At 74.3% G+C, this 19653-nt stretch carries 13 protein-coding genes; 9 read left to right on the top strand and 4 right to left on the bottom strand.

The annotated features are described in order from the left end of the window. Nucleotides 1-2: 2 nt before the first annotated feature. Complete coding sequence (locus ACIPN7_RS12530) at nucleotides 3-248, bottom strand: hypothetical protein (RefSeq protein WP_400542083.1); 246 nt, start codon at nucleotides 246-248, stop codon at nucleotides 3-5. Nucleotides 249-328: 80 nt separating this feature from the next. Beyond that, complete coding sequence (locus ACIPN7_RS12525) at nucleotides 329-562, bottom strand: hypothetical protein (RefSeq protein WP_400542080.1); 234 nt, start codon at nucleotides 560-562, stop codon at nucleotides 329-331. A gap of 106 nt (nucleotides 563-668) precedes the next feature. On the opposite strand from ACIPN7_RS12525, the gene ACIPN7_RS12520 reads away from it, so the two are divergent. The 6 genes from ACIPN7_RS12520 (at nucleotide 669) to ACIPN7_RS12495 (ending at nucleotide 10791) form a co-directional block, all read left to right on the top strand. Then, a complete protein-coding gene (locus ACIPN7_RS12520) occupies nucleotides 669-1544 on the top strand; it encodes a phosphotransferase (RefSeq protein WP_400542078.1) in 876 nt (291 codons plus the stop codon). A 9-nt stretch (nucleotides 1545-1553) separates the two neighbouring features. Next, nucleotides 1554-1793 carry a hypothetical protein gene (locus tag ACIPN7_RS12515; RefSeq protein WP_400542075.1) on the top strand — a complete coding sequence of 80 codons (240 nt, stop codon included), beginning with the start codon at nucleotides 1554-1556 and terminating at the stop codon, nucleotides 1791-1793. Nucleotides 1794-1862: 69 nt separating this feature from the next. Next, on the top strand, nucleotides 1863-5291 hold the full coding sequence (gene recC / locus ACIPN7_RS12510) for an exodeoxyribonuclease V subunit gamma (RefSeq protein ID WP_400542072.1): 3429 nt from the start codon (nucleotides 1863-1865) through the stop codon (nucleotides 5289-5291). Next, nucleotides 5291-8668 carry a UvrD-helicase domain-containing protein gene (locus ACIPN7_RS12505; protein ID WP_400542070.1) on the top strand — a complete coding sequence of 1126 codons (3378 nt, stop codon included), beginning with the start codon at nucleotides 5291-5293 and terminating at the stop codon, nucleotides 8666-8668. Before recC ends, ACIPN7_RS12505 begins: the two co-directional genes overlap by 1 nt. Beyond that, complete coding sequence (recD, locus tag ACIPN7_RS12500) at nucleotides 8665-10479, top strand: exodeoxyribonuclease V subunit alpha (protein WP_400542067.1); 1815 nt, start codon at nucleotides 8665-8667, stop codon at nucleotides 10477-10479. Before ACIPN7_RS12505 ends, recD begins: the two co-directional genes overlap by 4 nt. 78 nt (nucleotides 10480-10557) lie before the next feature. Then, the gene (locus ACIPN7_RS12495; protein ID WP_400542065.1) at nucleotides 10558-10791 is read left to right on the top strand and encodes a hypothetical protein; all 234 of its coding nucleotides are present in this window, start codon (nucleotides 10558-10560) and stop codon (nucleotides 10789-10791) included. Nucleotides 10792-10800: 9 nt separating this feature from the next. Here ACIPN7_RS12495 and ACIPN7_RS12490 read toward each other — a convergent pair whose 3' ends face one another. Together ACIPN7_RS12490 and ACIPN7_RS12485 are read right to left on the bottom strand one after the other, a co-directional pair. Continuing rightward, nucleotides 10801-14040, bottom strand: coding sequence for a BTAD domain-containing putative transcriptional regulator (locus tag ACIPN7_RS12490; RefSeq protein WP_400542063.1), 3240 nt, complete (start codon nucleotides 14038-14040; stop codon nucleotides 10801-10803). Between the two features lie 100 nt (nucleotides 14041-14140). Beyond that, nucleotides 14141-15022, bottom strand: coding sequence for a C40 family peptidase (locus ACIPN7_RS12485; RefSeq protein ID WP_400542060.1), 882 nt, complete (start codon nucleotides 15020-15022; stop codon nucleotides 14141-14143). Between the two features lie 139 nt (nucleotides 15023-15161). Between ACIPN7_RS12485 and ACIPN7_RS12480 the strand changes: the two genes are divergently transcribed. The 3 genes from ACIPN7_RS12480 (at nucleotide 15162) to ACIPN7_RS12470 (ending at nucleotide 19642) form a co-directional block, all read left to right on the top strand. Then, on the top strand, nucleotides 15162-15902 hold the full coding sequence (locus tag ACIPN7_RS12480) for a YdcF family protein (protein WP_400542058.1): 741 nt from the start codon (nucleotides 15162-15164) through the stop codon (nucleotides 15900-15902). Between the two features lie 78 nt (nucleotides 15903-15980). After that, complete coding sequence (locus ACIPN7_RS12475) at nucleotides 15981-18701, top strand: hypothetical protein (protein ID WP_400542055.1); 2721 nt, start codon at nucleotides 15981-15983, stop codon at nucleotides 18699-18701. Continuing rightward, nucleotides 18698-19642 (top strand): carbohydrate ABC transporter permease, encoded by a 945-nt coding sequence (locus ACIPN7_RS12470; protein ID WP_400542052.1) that lies wholly within the window; start codon nucleotides 18698-18700, stop codon nucleotides 19640-19642. Before ACIPN7_RS12475 ends, ACIPN7_RS12470 begins: the two co-directional genes overlap by 4 nt. The last annotated feature ends 11 nt before the right edge of the window (nucleotides 19643-19653 follow it).

The raw sequence follows: 19653 nt of genomic DNA, 5'->3' as shown, positions 1-19653 counted from the left end.
GCTCAGCGCAGCGTCGGCCCTTCCACGGCCACGGGGCCGTGGGCACCCGGGTGCTTGATCTCCAGGTTGAGGGTGCTGCGCGACGTCGGGATCACGACGAGCTGCGCCTCGCCACCGTCGGTGTCGATCGCGCGCACGTGCAGGTGCCCGTCCTTGAGCTTGAGCGCGAACTGGTCGGCCCCGGCGACGAAGCGCACCTCGCTGTCGTCGGTGATCACGGTGGGGCCAGTGGGCAGGGTCTTCGGCATGGGTACAGCATGCCTCAGCGGTGGGCGGCGGGGTGATCTGCGCGGGTGGTGGCGGGCATGCACGTGGTTGCGGCAGGCGTCTATGCCAGTACGCCTGTCAGCGAGAGGATTCCTATCGTGAAGCCGACAACGACCATCACCATGCCGGCCACGCGTGCGCCCAGGAAGTTGCTTCGGTAGCTGAGCTGGATCCACAGCCACTCGGGCCCTCGTTCAGCGGCGTCCGCGAACTTCCTCGCGAGCGTGAACCAGCCGATTCCCATGATGACGGCGATGACCGACCAAGCGAGAGCGAAAAGCTGCGGTCCGGTCATGGCTGGACGATAGCGCGGCCCGAGAGCACCACGACGCGACGCGGGTGCACGGGATCCCCCAGGACTGGTCGGAATTGCCCTTGCCCGCCCGTGCCAGGATGCGACGGTGGAGCCCACCGACGTCACGCGTGCCATCGCGGCTGCGACCTCCCTCGCCGCATCGCTCGACCTGCCGGCCGACGACGCCGTCGTGCTGCACGACTCGAACAAGCTGGCGCTGCGGCTGACACCGTGCGACGTGTTCGCCCGGGTCGCCCCGGTGGGACAGGAGGTCGCGCAGTTCGAGGTCGACCTCGCGCAGCGGCTCGTCGAGGTCGGAGCACCGCTGGCCCCGTTGGAACCCCGGGTGGACCCGCGGGTGTACAGACGCGACGGCTTCGCCGTGACGCTGTGGACCTACTACGAGCCCGTGACACCCGGCGCCGCACCGGTCGACGTCGCCAAGGCGCTGGAGGAGCTGCACGCCGGGATGCGCGCGGTCGACCTGCCGAGCCCGCGGTTCACGGACCGGATCACGGAGGCGGAGGAGATCGTCGCCGACCCGGTCCGCTCGCCGGAGGTCGCCGACGCCGACCGCGCGTTCCTCGGCGGCAGGCTGGCAGACCTGCGGCGAGCGATCGAGGGCCGCGGCGCGGCGGAGCAGCTGCTCCACGGCGAGCCGCACCCGGGCAACGTGCTCAGCACGACCAGCGGCCCGTTGTTCGTCGACCTGGAGACGTGCTGCCGCGGACCGGTCGAGTTCGATCTCGCCCATGTTCCCGAGGCGGTCTGCGCGCACTACCCCGGCGTGGACCAGGAGCTCCTGGACGAGTGCCGGCAGCTCGTGCTCGCGATGGTCGCCGCCTGGCGGTGGGACCGTGACGACCAGTTCCCGCGGGGGAGGCTGTTCGGCGAGGAGCTGCTGCGCGTGCTGCGCGCGGGTGCGCCGTGGCCGACCCTCGACACGGTGGTCGGGCGGCTGGACGGCCGGCCTGTCCGATAGCGTGCCCACATGACCGAAACGCCGGGCGAGAACACCCCTGACCAGCACATCGTGCAGCTCATCCCCGCCGACGGATGGGTGGCCGTGTACAAGGACGAGCAGACCGAGATGCGCGCGCCGCTGGTGGCCTGGGGGCTGCGGCGCGACGGGCAGGTGGTCCCGTTGGACACCGACCCCCAGGGCGACGTCGGGGATCCCCGGGAGACCGCCAACTTCGACCGCGTCGAACGGGCAACGCGGGGGCGCTGACGCAGGCGAGGCGGACCGCCACGCCGCTCCCTGCGCTCCAAAGCGCGCCCTGAGCTATACGTTGGCGTGATGGCGGTCGTCCTGCATCGAGCTCCGCGCACGGACCTGCTCGCGGAGGCGCTGGGGGACCTGCTGGCCACACCCCTGGTGGACCCGTTCGCGACCGAGGTCGTGGTGGTGCCCGCCCGGGGCGTCGAGCGGTGGCTCGCGCAGCGTCTCAGCCACCGCCTCGGCGCGGTCCCCGGGCAGGACGACGGCGTGTGCGCGGGCGTGGACCTGCGGTCGCCGGGCTCGCTGTTCGCCGAGGTCACGGGCACGCGCGACGACGACCCGTGGGCGCCGGACGCGCTGACCTGGCCGCTGCTGGCGGCGATCGACGCGAGCCTCGACGAACCGTGGGCGGCGCTGCTCGCCCAGCACCTCGGGCACGGGATGCCGGGCGAGGAGGGTGACCTGCGGCGCGGTCGGCGGCTGTCCGTCGCCCGGCGGCTGGCGCGGCTGCTGGCGGGCTACGCCGCACAGCGCCCGGCGCTGGTCGCGGACTGGGCCGCGGGCCGCGACACCGACGGGTGCGGGCGCGCGGTCCCGGCCGACCTCGCGTGGCAGCCGCCGCTGTGGCGCGCCCTGGCCGAGCGGGTCGACGCCGAACCGCCGCACGTGCGGCACGCCGCCGTCGTCGAGCGGCTGCGTGCCGAGCCCGGCGGCTTCGACCTGCCCCCGCGCGTGTCCCTGTTCGGCCACACCCGCCTGGCCGTGAGCGAGGTGGAGCTGGTCGGCGCGCTCGGCGCGCACCGCGACGTGCACCTGTGGCTGCCGCACCCCTCCGCGCCGCTGTGGTCGGCGCTCAAGGACCTCGGCGGCCCCGTCGACCGGGCGCAGGACCGGTCCCACGAGCGCGTCGGACACCGGCTCCTGGCCACGCTCGGCCGTGACACGCGCGAGCTGCAGCGCACGCTGTCCGCGATCGAGCTGCGCGACGAGCCCGTCGTCATGGCGGACGACGGCGGCGGCAGCGACGGCGCCACTGCCGGCGAGAAGGAACCGCCGTCGACCCTGCTGCGGATGCTGCAGCACGACCTGCGGGCCGACGCCGTGGGCGATGCCGGCGCACGCCTCCTGGACCCCGCCGACCGGTCGGTCCAGGTGCACGCCTGCCACGGCCCGGCCCGGCAGGTCGAGGTGCTGCGCGACGTGCTGCTCGGCCTGCTCGCCGACGACCCGGCGCTCGAGCCGCGCGACGTGCTCGTCATGTGCCCCGACATCGAGACCTACGCGCCCCTGGTCACCGCCGCCTTCGGGCTGGCCGACGTCGTCGGGCCGAACGGCCACCCCGCGCACGGCCTGCGGGTGCGGCTCGCCGACCGGGCGCTGGACCGGACCAACCCGCTGCTCGCGGTCGTGCTGCGCCTGCTGGACCTCGCCGGCGGCCGGGCGGGCGTCGGCGACGTCGTGGACCTGGCTCACGCCGGGCCCGTGCGCCGCCGATTCGGGTTCCGCGACGACGACCTCGAACAGCTCGCCCGCTGGGCGCGCGAGACCGGGGTGCGGTGGGGGTTCGACGCCGGGCACCGCGCCGACTTCGGCCTGGCCGGCTACGGGTCCGGCACCTGGCAGGAGGGCCTGGACCGGCTGCTGGCCGGGGTCGCGATGTCGGACGACACGGGCACCTGGCTGGAGCGCGTCCTGCCGCTGGACGACGTCGGCAGCGGGCAGGTCGAGCTGGCCGGCCGGCTGACCGAGCTCGTGGAGCGGCTCCGGGGCGTCACCGACGCGCTCGTGGGCGGGCACCCGCTGGAGCACTGGCTGACGGCGCTGGAGGACGGCGTCGCGGCACTCACCACCGTGCCGGCCACCGACGCGTGGCAGCTCACCCAGGTGCGGCGCGAGCTGGCCCGCGTGCGCGCCGACGCGCCCGACCCGGCGGTGCCCCTGCGGTTGCCGGACGTGCGCGCGCTGCTCGCCGACCGCGTGGCCGGCCGCCCGACCCGCGCCAACTTCCGCACCGGCACGCTCACCGTGGCCACGCTCGTGCCGATGCGGTCGGTGCCGCACCGCGTCATCGCCCTGCTGGGGCTCGACGACGGCGTCTTCCCGCGCGTGGGCATCACCGACGGCGACGACGTGCTGGCCCGCGAGCCGAGGACGGGCGAGCGCGACCCGCGCAGCGAGGACCGGCAGCTGTTCCTCGACGCGGTCCTCGCCGCCACCGATACCCTCGTGGTGACGTACAGCGGCGCCGACGAGTACTCGGGCCAGGAACGCCCGCCCGCGGTGCCGCTGGGCGAGCTGCTCGACGCCCTCGACGAGACGGCGCGCACGCCCGACGGCCGCCCGGTGTCCAAGGCCGTGACCGTGCGCCACCCGCTGCAGCCGTTCGACCGGCGCACCGTCGAAGCGGGCGCGCTCGTGCCCGGCACCGCCTTCACGTTCGACCCCGCGGCCCTGGCCGGGGCGCGCGCCGCGGCCGGGCCGCGCACTCCCGCCGGGCCCTTCCTCGCCGCACCGCTGGATCCGCCGGCGCCGCCCGCGCCAGGGATGGCCGACGACGGCGTCGTCGCCCTCGACGACCTGCTCGCGTTCTACCGCTCGCCCGCGCGCGGGTTCCTCGTCCAGCGCCTTGACGTCGGCCGCCCCTGGGACGAGGAACCCCTCGACGACGGTCTGCCCGTCGAGCTCGACGGCCTGGGCCGCTGGGCCGTGGGGGAGCGCGTGCTGCGGGACGTGCTGCACGGCACGACGCTGGAGGTCGCCGTGCAGAAGGAGTGGCGCCGCGGACAGCTCCCGCCCGGCCGCCTGGGCTGGCGCCCCCTGGTCCGCGTCGCCGACGAGGTGGGCCCGCTCGCCGACGCCGCGCGCGGGCTGCGGGCGAGCCCCGCACGCGTCGTGGACGTCGACGTCGACCTGGGCGACGGGCGCAGCCTGCGCGGCTCCGTGCCCGGCGTGCACGGCGACCGCCTGGTCGCGGTGTCGTACGCCCGGCTCGGCGGCCGGCAGCGCCTGCAGGCCTGGATCCGGCTGCTGACGCTCGCGGCGTCCGACGACGACCGCCCCTGGGTCGCCTACGCGCTCGGCCGGCCGGCCAACCCGCGGTCGCGCAGCACATGGCAGGGGTCGCGGCTGGGACCGCTGGACCACACGGCCGTCGACCTGCTGCGTGACCTCGTCGCGCTGCGCGACCGCGGGCTCACCGAGCCGCTGCCCCTGCCGGTCAAGGCGTCGGTGCTCTACGCCGAGGCACGCCGGAGCCGCACCGATCCCGCCGACGCGCGGTTCCGCGCCGGGCAGACCTGGACCGGGCAGCGGGGGCCGGGCGGACGCCTCGACGGCGAGGGCGCCGCACCCGAGCACGTGCGCGTCCATGGTGCGGGCGCCCCGCTGCCCGGGACCGACCAGGAGCCGCGCCCCGGCGAGGAGCACCCCGGGGAGACCACCCGCTTCGGCGCGCTGGCGATGCGCGTCTGGAGCCCGCTGCTGGAGAGCGAGAGGTTCAGCGAGTGATGGACGGCTTCGACGGTGTCTTCGACCTGGCCGGGCCGCTGCCCCGCGACACGGCGCTGCTGGAGGCCAGCGCGGGCACCGGCAAGACCTTCGCGATCGGCGCGCTCGTGACCCGCTACGTCGCCGAGGGCGTGGTGCCGCTCGACCAGATGCTCGTGGTGACCTTCGGCCGTGCCGCGACCCAGGAGCTGCGCGACCGGGTGCGCGGCGCCCTGCTCCGGGCCGAGCGCACCTTCGCCGCGGCCCTGGCAGGCCGCGACACCGGCCCGGTGGACGCCGTCCTGGAGGCGCTGCTCGACGCCGACGACGCCGAGCGGGCCCTCCGGCACCGGCGGCTGGCCGACGCCCTGGCCGCGTTCGACCACGCCACCATCGCGACGATCCACCAGTTCTGCCAGCTCGTGCTCCGCTCGCTCGGCGTCGCCGGGGACACCGAGCCCGGTGCCGAGCTGGTCGAGTCCCTGACCGAGCTCACCGTCGAGGTGGTCGACGACCTCTACCTGCACCAGTACGGCAGCGACCCCGAGCCGCCACCGTTCGACCGGGCCTGCGCCCTCAAGGTCGCCACGGCAGCCGTCGAGGACCCGCGCGCGGCGCTCGCCGACGCGGACCCGGACGACGCCGTCGGCTCGGCGCGCGTCTCCTTCGCCCGCGCGGTGCGCACCGAGATGGAGCGGCGCAAGCGGCGTCTCGGCATCCTGTCCTACGACGACCTGCTCGGCCGGCTCGCCGACGCCCTGGACCCGGCGTCGGCCGACGGCGGCGCCGCCGTCGGCGCGCGCATGCGCGAGCGCTGGAAGGTGGTGCTGGTCGACGAGTTCCAGGACACCGACCCCGTGCAGTGGCAGGTGCTGGAGCGGGCGTTCGGCGCCGGGCAGCAGGGGGCGCAGCCAGCGGCACATGCGGCACCGACGCAGGCCATGGTGCTGGTCGGCGACCCCAAGCAGGCCATCTACGCCTTCCGCGGCGGCGACGTCGTCGCCTACCTCGACGCCGCCCGGGGCGCGACCACCCGCGCGACGCTGGGCAGCAACTGGCGCTCGGACGCGCCGCTGGTCGACACCCTGGGAGTGCTGCTGGGCAACGCGGCGCTCGGCCACGACGAGATCGTGGTGCACCGGGTCACGGCGGAGGGCGGGGGCAGCCGACTGGCCGGCGCGCCGCACCCGGCGCCGTTCCGGCTGCGGCAGGTGCTGCGCGACGGGCTGCCCCAGTACAAGGGCCTCGTCAAGGCCGCCCCGGCGCGCGAGCACGTCGCGACGGACCTCGCCGCCGACGTCGCCGGCCTGCTCGCCTCGGGCGCGACGTGGGACGGGCGCCCGCTGGTGCCCGGCGACGTCGCCGTCCTCGTCTCGGCGCGGACGCACGGCCGGCTCGTGCAGGACGCGCTCGCCGCGCGTGGCGTCGCGGCCGTCATGCCCGGCGGCGACGTGTTCGAGACGCCGGCCGCCGACGAGTGGCTGACGCTGCTGGAGGCGCTGGAGTCCCCGCACCGCTCGGGCCTGGTGCGGGCCGCCGCCCTCACGCCGTTCCTCGGCCGCACGGCCGCCGACCTCGACGCGGGTGGCGAGGCCCTGACCGCCCGCGACGCCGACACGCTGCGCGGCTGGGCGCTCCTGCTCCGCCACCGCGGCGTGGCCGCCCTCCTGGAGGCCGCCGAGGAGCGCGGGCTGAGCAGCCGGGTGCTGGCCCGGGCCGAGGGCGAGCGGCTGCTGACCGACGTCCGCCACCTGGGGCAGCTGCTCCACGAGGTGAGCGTCACCGAGTCGCTCGGCCTGACCGCGCTGCTGGCCTGGTTCCGCGACGAGCGGCGCCGCACGGGCACGGCCGAGCGGCCACGCCGCCTGGACTCCGACGCCGCCGCCGTGCAGATCGTCACCGTGCACGGCAGCAAGGGCCTGCAGTACCCGGTGGTCTACCTGCCGTTCGGCTACGACAACTACGCGCGCCCGGTCGAGGTCGCGCTCTACCACGACGAGCACGGCGCGCGGACGATCGACGTCTCCGGCTCCGGCGCGCAGTGGGACGCCCGCTGCGCCACGCACCGCGCGGAGGAGGACGGCGAGGAGCTCCGCAAGCTCTACGTGGCCCTGACCCGCGCGCAGTCGCAGGTCGTGGCGTGGTGGGCGCCGACGTCGAGCACCCCGACCAGCGGGCTGCACCGCCTCCTGTTCGGCCGCACCCCCGGCACGCGGCGGGTGCCGGGCACGCAGCCCGTCAAGGACGACGCCTACGTCACGCGGGTGCTGGGGCTCCTCCAGGAGCTGGGCGGACCCGCGGCCGAGGTCGCCGTGCCCGCCGCGGCGTCCGCCCCCGTCCCCGCGGACCGCAACGCGCCGTACGAGGCGCGGACCTTCGACCGCGCCGTCGACACCACGTGGCGACGCACCTCCTACAGCGGCCTCGTCGCGGCCGGTGAGGACGCCGCGGGTGCTGGTCCCGGCGCGGGGGTGGGCAGCGAACCCGAGGCCGCCGGGACGGACGACGAGCCGGCCGCTCCCGAGACCGACGCCGACGAGCCGGCCGCGCCCGACGCCGCCGCGGCGTCGCCCCTGGCCGACCTGCCCACGGGCGCCACGTTCGGGTCCCTGGTGCACGCGGTGCTGGAGCACGCCGACCCGTTCGCGCCCGACCTGCGCGCCGAGCTGCTGGAGCACGTCATCGACCAGCTGCGCTGGTGGCCCGTGCCGGCCGACCCGGCGGCGCTCGCCGACGGCCTCCTGCCGCTGCACCGCACGCCGCTCGGCCCGCTGGCCGGTGGCCTGACGCTGGGCGAGATCGGCCGGGCGGACCGGCTCCGCGAGCTGACGTTCGAGCTGCCGCTGAGCGGCGGTGACCTCGGCGACGTCGGCCGCGCCCCCGGCCGCGCCGAGCCGCGGCTGGGTGACCTCGCCCCGCTGCTGCGCGCGCACCTGCCCGCCGACGACCCGCTCGCCGCCTACGCCGACCGGCTCGAACAGCCCGCGCTGGGGGACCAGACGCTGCGCGGCTACCTCACCGGCTCGATCGACGTCGTCCTGCGGCTGCCGACCGGGCGGTTCGTCGTCGTCGACTACAAGACGAACTTTCTCGGCCCCGCCGTCGCCGACTACTCGCGCGACCGGATGGCCGAGGCCATGCTGCACTCGCACTACCCGCTGCAGGCCCTGCTGTACGGCGCGGTGCTGCACCGCTACCTGCGCTGGCGGCTGCCCGGCTACGACCCCGGCACCCACCTGGGCGGGGTGCTCTACCTCTTCGTGCGGGGCATGGCCGGGCCGGACACCCCGGACTCCGGCGGCAGCCCCGCGGGCGTGTTCGCGTGGCAGCCGCCGCCGGCGCTGCTGGTCGGGCTGTCGGACCTGCTCGCCGGTCTCGCGGACCCGGAGGCCGCATGACGCCGTCGATCGAGCGCTGGACCAGCGACGACCCCCACGACGCCCGCCGGGCGCTCGGCGCGACCGGGCTGCTGCGCGCCTTCAACGACGCCGGTGTGCTCACCGCCGCCGACGTGCACGTCGCGCGCCGCACGGCCGACGTCGTCGGCGAGGACGACGAGGCCGTGCGGCTCGCCGTCGCGCTCGCGGTGCGCGCGGTTCGGCAGGGGTCGGTGTGCGTGGACCTGGGCGGGTTCGGCGACGGGTCCGACGAGGTGGCGCTGCCCTGGCCCGCGGCCGACGGCTGGCTCGACCGGGTCGCCGCCGGCCCGCTGGCCGAGCGGTCGGTGGTGCGGGCCGACCTCGGCCTGCTCTACCTCGACCGCTACTGGCGCGAGGAGCGGCAGGTGCGCGACGACCTCGCCGCCCGGCTGGTGGCGCCCGCCCCCGCCGTCGACGACGCCCTCCTGGAGGACAGCGCGGCGCGGCTGTTCCCCGGCGACGCGTACGCCGAGCAGCGCGTGGCCGCGCTGTCCACCGCGCGTCGCCTGACCACCGTGCTCACCGGCGGCCCGGGCCGCGGCAAGACGACGACGGTCGCCGGCCTGCTCGCCCTGCTGGCGGAGCAGGCCGAGCACGCCGGCGGACGTCGCCTGCGCATCGCGCTCGCCGCGCCGACCGGCAAGGCGGCCGCCCGGATGCAGGAGGCGGTGGCCGAGTCGCTCGGTGCCGTCCCGGAGCCCGGGCGGCCGCAGTTCATCGACGACGACCGGCGCCGGCTCGACGGCCTCCAGGCGGGTACCCTGCACCGGCTGCTGGGCTGGCGGCCCGGGTCGGGCACCCGGTTCCGGCACGACCGCTCCAACCGCCTGCCGCACGACGTCGTGGTGGTCGACGAGACGTCCATGGTCTCGCTCACGCTCATGGCCCGGCTGCTGGAGGCCGTGCGCCCCGACGCCCGGCTCGTGCTCGTGGGCGATCCCGACCAGCTCGCGTCCGTCGAGGCCGGCGCCGTGCTCGCCGACCTGGTGGCCGGCCTGGGGGAGCGCGCCGACGGCGTCGTGACGGCCCTGCTCGCCGACCACCGGTCGGAGAGCGCGGCGATCACGGGCCTGGCCGCCGCGATCCAGGACGGTGACCCGGAGGCGGTGCTCGCGGCGCTGACGGCGGGCGACGGCGTCGTGGAGCTCGTGCACCCCGACGACGCGGCGGCGCTGGCCGGCCTCCAGGACGAGCTGACCCGGTACGCGCTCGCCGTGCGGGGCCTGGCGCTGGCCGGGGACGCCGCCGGGGCGGTCGAGCTGGCCGAGCGGCACCGCCTGCTGTGCGCCCACCGGGAGGGCCCGTGGGGCGCGGCGCACTGGAACCGGCTGGTCGAGCGCCGGCTCGGCGAGGCCTCCGGTGCCTATCTCGGCGCCGCGGTGGGCTCCGAGTGGTACGCGGGGCGGCCGGTGCTGATCACCGCGAACGACTACGGCCTGGGCCTGTTCAACGGCGACACCGGGGTGGTGGTCGCCGACGGCGAGAACCTGCGCGCCCACATCAGCGGCGGCGCGTCGTTCGGGGTCTCCCGGCTGGGGGACGTCGAGACGCTGCACGCCATGACCGTGCACAAGAGCCAGGGCAGCCAGGCCGAGACCGTGACGGTGCTGCTGCCGGACGAGACGTCGCCCCTGCTCACGCGCGAGCTGTTCTACACCGCGGTGACCCGGGCGCGGCGCCGGGTGCGGGTGGTCGGCACGCCGGAGGCGGTGCGGGCGGCGGTGGTCCGGCGGGCGCGGCGGGCGAGCGGGCTGGCCGTGCGGCTGCGGGACGGCTCGCCGACGAAGTAGGCCCCCAGGGGGACGGCCCGGCGCAAGATCAGACCTCGGGGGGAGGACGTGCGTGCTGCGACTGCCTACGTTGGGGACATGGCACACACCGGACCGGACGACCAGGGCGGGGACGACGCCACATCGACCACCGGCTGGAGCTGGGGCGCCGGCGTCGCCGTCGGCCTGTGCATCGGGGTGGCGCTCGGCATCGCGCTGGACAACCTCGCGATCGGCATCGCGCTCGGTGTGGCGTTCTTCCCGGTGTTCGCGATGGTGCGGGGCACTGCTGCCTCCGAGGACGACGCTCCCGGCGACGACAAGAGGCCGTAGCCGCTCGGGTCAGGCGTGCTTCTGAACGGCTGCCAGTCCCTGCACCCGCCGTGCTTCGACGACGACGGGCGTCGCGTCACACGCCTCCGCGAGGATGGCAGCGCGCGCGGCTTCGTCCGTCGCCTCCTGGGCGTTGCCCAGCTGAAGGTGCGCACTCGCCAGGTGGGCACGTGCCCGGGCCTCCCACGACCGGTAGCCGTGAGCGGTCGCGAGCGCTGCGGTGTCGGTCAGGGTGGCTGCCGCCTCGGCGGTGTGCCCGCTCGCCAGGAGGCTCATGCCCAGGCCGTCACCGGTGATGACCTGTGCCCTGGGGTCGTTCAGCCGGGACGCGGCGGCGTGTGCCTCGCGGGCGGTCTCGACCGCTTCGTCGGGCCGGCCGGTCTGGGCGAGGAGCCTGCCGAGCTCGTCCAGCGTGGAGAGCTCCCCGCGGGTGTGGCCGCGTCGGCGGAATCCGTGGAGGACGTCGTCGAGCTGGGCTTCCGCGGTCCCGGTGTCGCCGAGGAGCCGCAGCGCGCTGGCGAGGTTGCCACGGATCGTCAGGTCGGCCACCTCGCGCTTGTTGCCCTCGCTGATGCGCAGCGCGGCACGGAACGAGTCCGCGGAACGGGCGAGCTCGCCCTGTTCCAGGTAGGTCATGCCGAGCCCGTTCAGGGCGAGGGCGCGGGTCTGGCTCTCGGGCTCGGTCTGGGACAGCGTCTGGTCGAAACAGGCCGCGGCCTCGACGAGCCGGCCGGCCTCGTAGTGCTCCCAGCCCACGTTGTGCGCCAGGTAGGCGACGGCGTCGGTCCAGCCGCAGAGCTCGGCGAGGCGGGTCGCGTGGACGGTGTCCGCGTGCGAGTCGTCGATGCGTCCGTGGGCCCAGTGGGCGTAGCTGCGGGAGATGTACATCGCCGCGCGTGCCCGGTCGTCGCCGGTACGGACGGCCGCCCCGAGGCCGGCTTCGGCCAGGTGCTCCCAGCTGTCGAACCGGCGGAGCAGGAGGTACCCGCGGAGCTGGTCGACGAGCCGCCAGACGTCGGGCCCGCGATCGGGGTCGTCGGCCGACGTGGTCGCCAGGGCCAGCATCGACGGGTACTCCAGATCCATCCATCTCATGGCGGCGTCCTCGTCGCCGAACACCGCGGTGCGGTCCGGGTGGCCGGTCAGCCGGAGCAGGTGCGGGTGGATCCAGTCGACGGCAGCGGTGGCCCGGTCGAGGTACCAGTGCCGGAGGCGGCTCTCGGCCTCGGGAACGCGGTCGCCCGTGGTGAGCTTGCGCCGGGCGAACAGCCGCAGCAGGTCGTGGCTGCGGAACCGGTCGGCGGCGTGCTCGGTCAGCATGTTCGCGTCGAGCAGCTCGTCCAGCGCGCGGGCGGCCGTCCCGTCGCCCACCAGCACCTCCGTGGCCTCCGTGCCGAAGTCGATGCCGGGGTGGAGCGACGACATCCGGAACACGCGCTGCGCCGTGCGGGAGAGCTCCGTGTAGCTGAGCTCGAAGCTGTTCCAGAGGCTCGACGTCCCCACGGCGAGGTGGTCCAGACGGTCCTGCCCGTCCTGGAGGCGATGGACCAGGTCTGCCGGCACGAGCTGCCGCCGGCTCCGCAGCTGCGCGGCCGTGATCTGCAGGGCGAGCGGGAGGTCGCTGCACAGGCGCGCCAGCTCGTCGAGAACCGCCGCGTCGTCCCCGTCCGGCGTCGTCGTCGCGGCTGCCAGCAGACGGACCGAGTCGGTGCGGTCGAGCACGTCCAGGCGGACCAGGACGGCGCTGTCGAGCTCGGGCAGCAGGCTTCTGCTGGTCACGAGCACGTCGCTGTCGCCGAGGCCCGGGATGAGCGGGCGTACCTGGGCCGCGTCCCGGGCGTTGTCGAGCACGATCAGCATCTTCCGGTCCGCGAGCCGGCTGCGGAACAGCGACGCCGCCTCGGGCAGGTCCGCGGGCGGCGTCCCGGGGCCCGTGGCACGCAGGAACCGCTGCAGGATCTCCAGGGGCGGGACGGGAACACCCGCGGCGTCCTGCAGGTCGGCGAACAGCTGACCGTCGGGATACCGGTCGTGCAGCTCGTGCGCCACGGACAGGCACAACGCGGTCTTCCCGATGCCCGCGGCGCCGCTGACCACGACAGGCACGTTTCCGCCGTCAGGACCGCGGTCGAGCGCCGCCGTGATGCCGGAACACTCGTCCGTGCGTCCCACCAGGCGCGGTGGAGCCGCAGGAACCTGCCAGGGGACCGGAGCCGTGGCGGTGGACTCGTCCGTCCAGCGCTGCCGCAGCGCGTCCAGGTGCGCGGTGCGCAGCCGTTCCCCAGGGTCCACGCCGAGCTCGGCGGCGAGGGCCTGCCGCGTGGACTCGTACCGGCCGAACGCCTCCGCCTGGCGTCCCGCCGCGGCGAGCGTCTGGACCAGCGACGCCTGGACCACCTCGTCGAGCGGGCGACGGTGCGCCATGGCCGTGAGCGGGACGACGGCGTCCTCCGGCACGCCGAGCTCACGGGTGATCCTCGCGTACGACAGCAGTGCCGCGACGTACTCCTCCTCGACCGCCGCGATCCGGTCGGGTGACGTCACGAGGTCCGGGTCCGGACCACCGCGCCACAGCGCGACGGCAGCGGCGAGGTCTTCCTTCGCGCCGCTCGTCGCCCCTGAGCGTTGCGCGTGCCCGGCGAGCTTGCGGAACCTGAGCAGGTCGAGCTGGTCGGCAGGGACGAGGAGCCGGATGCCGGCGCGGTCCTGCTCCACGACGGGCTGCCGGTCGTCGGAGTCCTCCAGCAGGCGACGCAGGCGGGTGAGGTGGATGTTCAGGGCCGCTGTCGTGGTCGGGTTCTCGCCCGGCCAGAGCGCTGCCACGAGCTCCTCGCGGGGTACGGGCGACCCCGCTGCGACTGCCAGCTCGGCGAGCAGCACCTGCTGCATCCGGGACCGCAGGGGGATCCGCACGTCGCCCCGACGCAGCAGCAACGGCCCGAGCACACCGATGTGCACGGTTCCGGGACCCGCCGTCGTGCCACCGGACCGGGACCGTACGAGCGTCTGGTCGAACCGCCCGCGAAGTCGGTCGGCCTCGGGGCCGACGAGCGCGAGGGCAGCGATCAGGGCGGCGACGGACTCCCGTCGGGGACGGCGGCTGCGCCCCTGCTCGATGTCCCGGACCGAGGCGAGGCTCACCCCGGACGCCTCGGCGAGCTCGCGCTGGGTCAGCCCGCCGGCCTCTCGATGCCGGCGGAGCAGATCACCTGCTGAGTCCTGGACCCTCTCGACATCGGACGACGGCACGCCGTGATCATAGGCGAGGACCGATCGACGGCGGCTGCCGACCGCACGGGCGGCAGGCACCCGGGGCCCGCCGTCCGGAGGCGGGAGGCCTTGCGGCGCCTCAGTCGGACCACTCCACGGCGCCGAGGATGCGGTACGCGCCCACGCGGGAGTTCACCCAGTCGGCGTGCGGGCCGACAGGTGTGCCGGCCTGGTGGGCGTCGAAGACGGTCCCGTCGCCGGCGTAGAACGCGACGTGCGTGACGGTGCCGTCGTACGTGCCGTCGGCGTCGTAGAAGATCAGGTCACCCACCTCGAGCTCGGAGTACGGCACCTGCCGGGCGTAGATCCTGTCCTGGCCGGTGTGGGTCCGGGCCCAGTCGTACATCGCCTGCGACGAGCGCACCGGCCACCCGGGGAAGTCGGCCACCTCGTCGTAGGACGCGTACACGAGTCCCGAGCAGTCGTAGGCCGGGCCGTCCCCGCCGGTCCCGGAGTACGGTGCGCCTTCCTTGTCGAACGCGTTCTGGAGCGCGAGGCCGGACCAGCTGTACAGGTTCGCGTACCGCGTGCACAGGGTGCCCTCGGCCGTCGTGCCGTTGGAGACCTTGATGCTCAGGTGGTTGATGGAACCCACGGTCCCCGGGTTCCAGTCGTTCTCGCCGTACCAGGAGCCGAAGCCCTCGCCTTCCGTGCGGACGTGGGTGACCGTGCCGTCGTCGAAGACGTGGTCGGCGGTCACGCCGTTCCCGGCCACCGCGGAGATCTTCAGGACCGGGCTCCGGCCGTCCGCGGCGGTGTCGTGCAACCGGTACCGGAGCGACACGCCGTCCGCCCCCCAGGTGACCTGGATCGCCGCCTCGGCGTCTCCGCAGCCGACCACGATCTCCTGACCGGGGACCGAGAAGGGGGCCGCCTCGGCCGCCTCTGCTGCCGGCGCGACGGCTGCCAGGCCCCAGAAAGCGGTCACGAAGGCCACGATCCCGCTCAGCAGTCTGCGCATGGTTCTTCCGTCCCGGTTCTCGAGGGGGTTACTCGCGGCTCCTCCGACACTGATGAAGGTAGAAACCTGACTCGACAATCGGCTTTCCGTACCCCGCCCGTACGCTCGTGCTGGGTCGTCCCTCCGCTATCGTTCCGCCGTGAACCTGCTCTGGATCGTCGTCGGAGCGGCCCTGATCCTCGATGCCCTGGTCGTGTCGTTCACGATCAGCCTCAACTCCGGCGTCATCGCGACGTTCGTGATCGGCGTCCTCTACCTGCTCCACGGTCTCCACCGGGACCGGACCGGGGCCGGCACACGGAACGGCCCCTTCCGGTGGGTGCAGGTGCTCGTCCTGGCCGCCACGGCACTGATGCTCCTGCTCTTCGCGTTCCTCGCCGCGTTCGGCAGGACGGACACCGTCTCGCACCAGGAGGATGCCGTCGTCGTCCTCGGGGCCGGACTGCGGGGCGAGGAGGTGACGCCGGCGCTCCGCTCCCGGCTGGACGTGGCGGTCGGGTACTCCGTCGCGAACGCGGATGCCGTCGTCGTCGTCGCCGGAGGTCAAGGGCCTGGGGAGTCCGTCACCGAAGCACTCGCGATGGAGCGGTACCTGGTCTCGCACGGGGTCTCGGAAGACCGGATCATCCGGGAAGACCGGTCGACCAGCACCTACGAGAACTTCGTCCTCACGAAGGGTCTCCTGGACGCGCGCTTCGACGCGGACTACACGACGGCCTTCATCACGAGCGACTACCACGCCTTCCGGGCAGGCGAGATCGCCGAGGCAGCGGGAATCGGCAGCACCCGCGCACACGCGGACACGCCGTGGTACGAGATCCCCGTCGACTACGTGCGGGAGCTCCTGGCGATCACGAAGCTCGTCCTGACGGGGCGGTGATCACCGCAGCAGTTAATTGACAGTGACAAAAAAAGACGGTTGAGTGTCCGCACCAGCAACGACGCCGGAGGGGCACTCATGTCAGTCAGATCCGCATCCGACCAGGTCGGGCGAGCCGACCGTGCCTGGCTCGCCGCCGGCCTGGCGCTCGGCGTCGTGGTCACCCTCGGGGCGGCGCCCGCTCCCGCGGCCACCGCGGCCGATCCGAGCGGGGCCACCATCGAGGCCGAGGCCACCCAGGTGGTCCTCGACGGCGCGAGCCGCAACGGCTGCTCCACCTGCTCGGGCGGGAGCAAGGTCGGCAGCATCGACCCGTCCGCCACGGCGACGGTCCCCGGCGTCATCGCGCCCGAGGACGGCACCTACGAGGTGACGCTGCACTACCTGAGCGGCGACGACTCGCGTGCGCTCACGATCACGCCCGACGGCGGCTCGACGGTCACCGTGCCGGTCGCCTCGACCGGCGGCTGGGACCGCGTCGGCACCACCACGGTGGACCTGCCCCTGCACGCGGGCGAGAACAGCCTGACGTTCAGCGCCCCGGCCGGTGCGCTCGGCCCCGACCTCGACCGGGTCGACGTCGCCGGCGCGACCAGGAAGGACTACACGCTCACCGACCCCGACGCGGCCGACCCGGTGCCCGTCGACCCCACCCGCGCCACGCCGGGCGGCAGCCGGACGGTGCTCCGTGGCGGCGACGTCGTCATCGACTACTCGCTCTCCAGCGGTACCGCCGACGCCCGCTGGGGCGGCCGTGAGGCCGTGACCGGCTTCTACAGCGGCGTGCGCCTGGGCGACGAGTTCGTCACCACCAAGCAGTACGACGGCGCCTGCCGGCTCACCGCCCGCACCACGGTCACCTGCGCCAAGCCCGGGCTGCCCACGCTCCGGCAGGTCTTCGTGTTCGACGGCGACCACTCGTTCTCGGTGCGGCTCGACGTGACGGGCACCGACGGCCCGGTCTCCACCTCGATGATGGTGCCGGTCATGACCGACCGGCGCGGCTCGGTCGACCTCGGGCGCACGGGCGACAACCGCATGGTGCTCGTGCCCTTCGACAACGACCACTGGGTCCGCTACGAGACCCCGGCGATCAAGGACGTGACGCCGGCCCGGCGCAGCTTCGAGGTCACCGCGTTCATCGACGACACCTCGCGCCGCGGCCTCGTCGTCGGCTCCCTGGACCGCGACACGTGGAAGTCCGGCGTGGTGGCCGACGGCAACGCGCGCGGCGGCCTGGACCGGCTGCAGGCCGCGGCCGGCCTGACCGACTGGGGCTACGACTACGGCGACGGCATGAACAAGTACCAGTTCAACCGCGAGCTCAAGCCGCACGCCGAGGTCAGCGGCACCACGGTGCGCTCCCCGCGCATGTTCGTGGGCCTGTACCCGGACTGGCGCGAGGGCATGGAGACCTTCGGCAAGGCCGCCGCGCAGGCCGCGCGCTCCCGCACCTGGGACGAGGGCACGCCCTTCGGGTTCAACAGCTGGGGCGGCCTCGGCGCCCGCGGGGGCGACGCCGCCGTGATGGACGAGGTCTCGGAGTTCCTGGCCGAGGAGACCCCCGGGTTCCGGAACGCCGGTTCGGCCAAGGGCCTCTACGTGGGCGTCGACTCCTACTGGGACAAGATGCTCGCCCCCGAGTACGCGTTCGAGGACCCGAACACCTCCTGGGCGGAGCTCGAGCAGTACGTCACCGACGTCGAGGCGCGCGGCCAGGAGCCGGCCCTGTACTTCCAGCCGTTCGCCAACTTCTGGCGCGAGGGCCTGGACGAGCCCATCGGCGGGACCGCGCTGTGCGACACCTGCGAGAACCAGACCTACCGCCAGATGGCGCTCAAGGTGAACGGCGTCCCCGTGAACATCGACGGCGCCTGGGCGCTCGACCCGACCAACCCCGGCGTGCAGAACCGCGCCAAGATCGCGCTGGGCACGTTCCGCGAGCTCGGCGTGCGCTACGTCAAGCTCGACTTCCTGACCCACGGCTACGTCGAGGCCGACGACTGGTACGACGCCGACGTGCACACCGGCCAGCAGGCCTTCCGCCAGGGCATGGCGCAGGTGGTCGACGTCGTCGGCGACGACATGTTCGTCGACCTGGCCATCTCGCCCCTGTTCGCCTCCGAGTTCGCCCACGCCCGGCGCATCTCCTGCGACGTGCACGGCGCCCTGAACAACTGGCACCCCACGCAGCCCGACCGCTACCAGAAGAGCACCGAGTACCTGCTCAACTCCCTGACCTACGGCTGGTGGCTCGACGAGGTCTACGCCTTCAACGACGGCGACCACGTCCAGTTCGGCAACTACGAGTACGACGGCAACGCGAACGCCTACCTGCTGGACGACCCCTACCCGAGCATCTGGCCCGAGGGCCAGAACCGGGCGCGCGTCACCTCCGCCGCCATCACGGGGATCTACCAGGTCAGCGAGGACCTCACCGCCACCGGCCACCCGGTGATCAAGCAGCGGGCCCGCGACCTGCTGCAGAACCCCGCCATCAACCACCTCGCCGAGCTCGGCCGGTCCTTCGCCCCCGTGCAGGCCGGACCCGACGCCTTCACCGCCGCCGACACGTTCGTGCTGCACGACGACGGGACCACCTACGTCGCCGCGTTCAACTACGGCGCGACGCCCCGCACCGCCGACCTGCCGCTGCGCGACCTGGGACTGAGCGGCGGCCGGTACGACGTCACCGAGCTGTGGACCGGCCAGGAGAGCCACGCCGCGGGCCGGCTGCGCGCCGTCGTGCCGGGCGAGGACGTGCGGGTCTGGGCCATCACGAAGGGACGGCGCTCATGACCACGACCGCCCTCGACCGCCCCGCCGGCCGGACCGGCGGCGGGGGAGTGTCGGCCGGTCCCGCCCGCCGGCGCCCCCGCAACCAGCTCTGGCCCGCCCTCGGCATGATCGCCCCCGCGGCCCTCGGGTTCCTGGTCTTCTACCTCTACCCGACGCTGCGCGGCGCCTACCTGTCGTTCACCGAGTACAACGTGCTGGGCAGCCCCGTCTTCGTGGGCCTGCAGAACTACGTCGACATGGCCCAGGACGACGTCTTCTGGAACGCCGTCCGCGTCACGTTCCTGTACGTGGTGCTGAACATCGGGTTCCAGACCGTCCTCGCCGTGGGGCTGGCGGTGCTCATGCACCGCCTCACCAAGTCGGTGCTGATCCGCGGCAGCCTCCTGCTGCCGTACCTCATCGCCAACGTCGTCGTGGCCCTGCTGTGGTTCTGGATGCTCGACTACAACATCGGCATCGTCAACGCCGTGATCGACGCCGTCGGCCTGCCCAAGGTCGCGTTCTTCGGCGACGAGGCGTGGACCGTCGCGACCATCGCGGGCGTGAACACCTGGCGGCACCTGGGCTACACCGCCCTCCTGGTCTTCGCCGGCCTCCAGATGATCCCGGCGAGCGTCTACGAGGCCGCCGCCGTCGACGGCGCGGGGGAGTGGCGCACCTTCTGGCGCATCACCCTGCCGCTGCTGCGCCCGGTGCTCGTGCTCGTGCTGGTCATCACCGTCACCGGGGCCTTCCAGGTCTTCGACACGGTGGCCGTGACCACCGCCGGCGGGCCCGGCAACGCCTCTCGCGTGCTCCAGCTCTACATCTACGAGCAGGCGTTCGCCCGCGGACACTTCGGCTACGCGTCGGCCATGTCCGTGGTCCTGTTCCTCATCCTCGCCGGGGCGGCCTTCGCGCAGATGCGACTGCTGCGCGCCGGCGAGTCCGACCTCTCCTGATGGGAGCGCAC

Origin of the sequence: Promicromonospora sp. NPDC090134 (genome assembly GCF_044746965.1) — a bacterium.
Classification (GTDB): Bacteria; Actinomycetota; Actinomycetes; order Actinomycetales; family Cellulomonadaceae; genus Promicromonospora.
The sequence above is the reverse complement of the archived record's forward strand: the minus strand, read 5'-3'. Positions and strand labels throughout refer to the sequence as shown.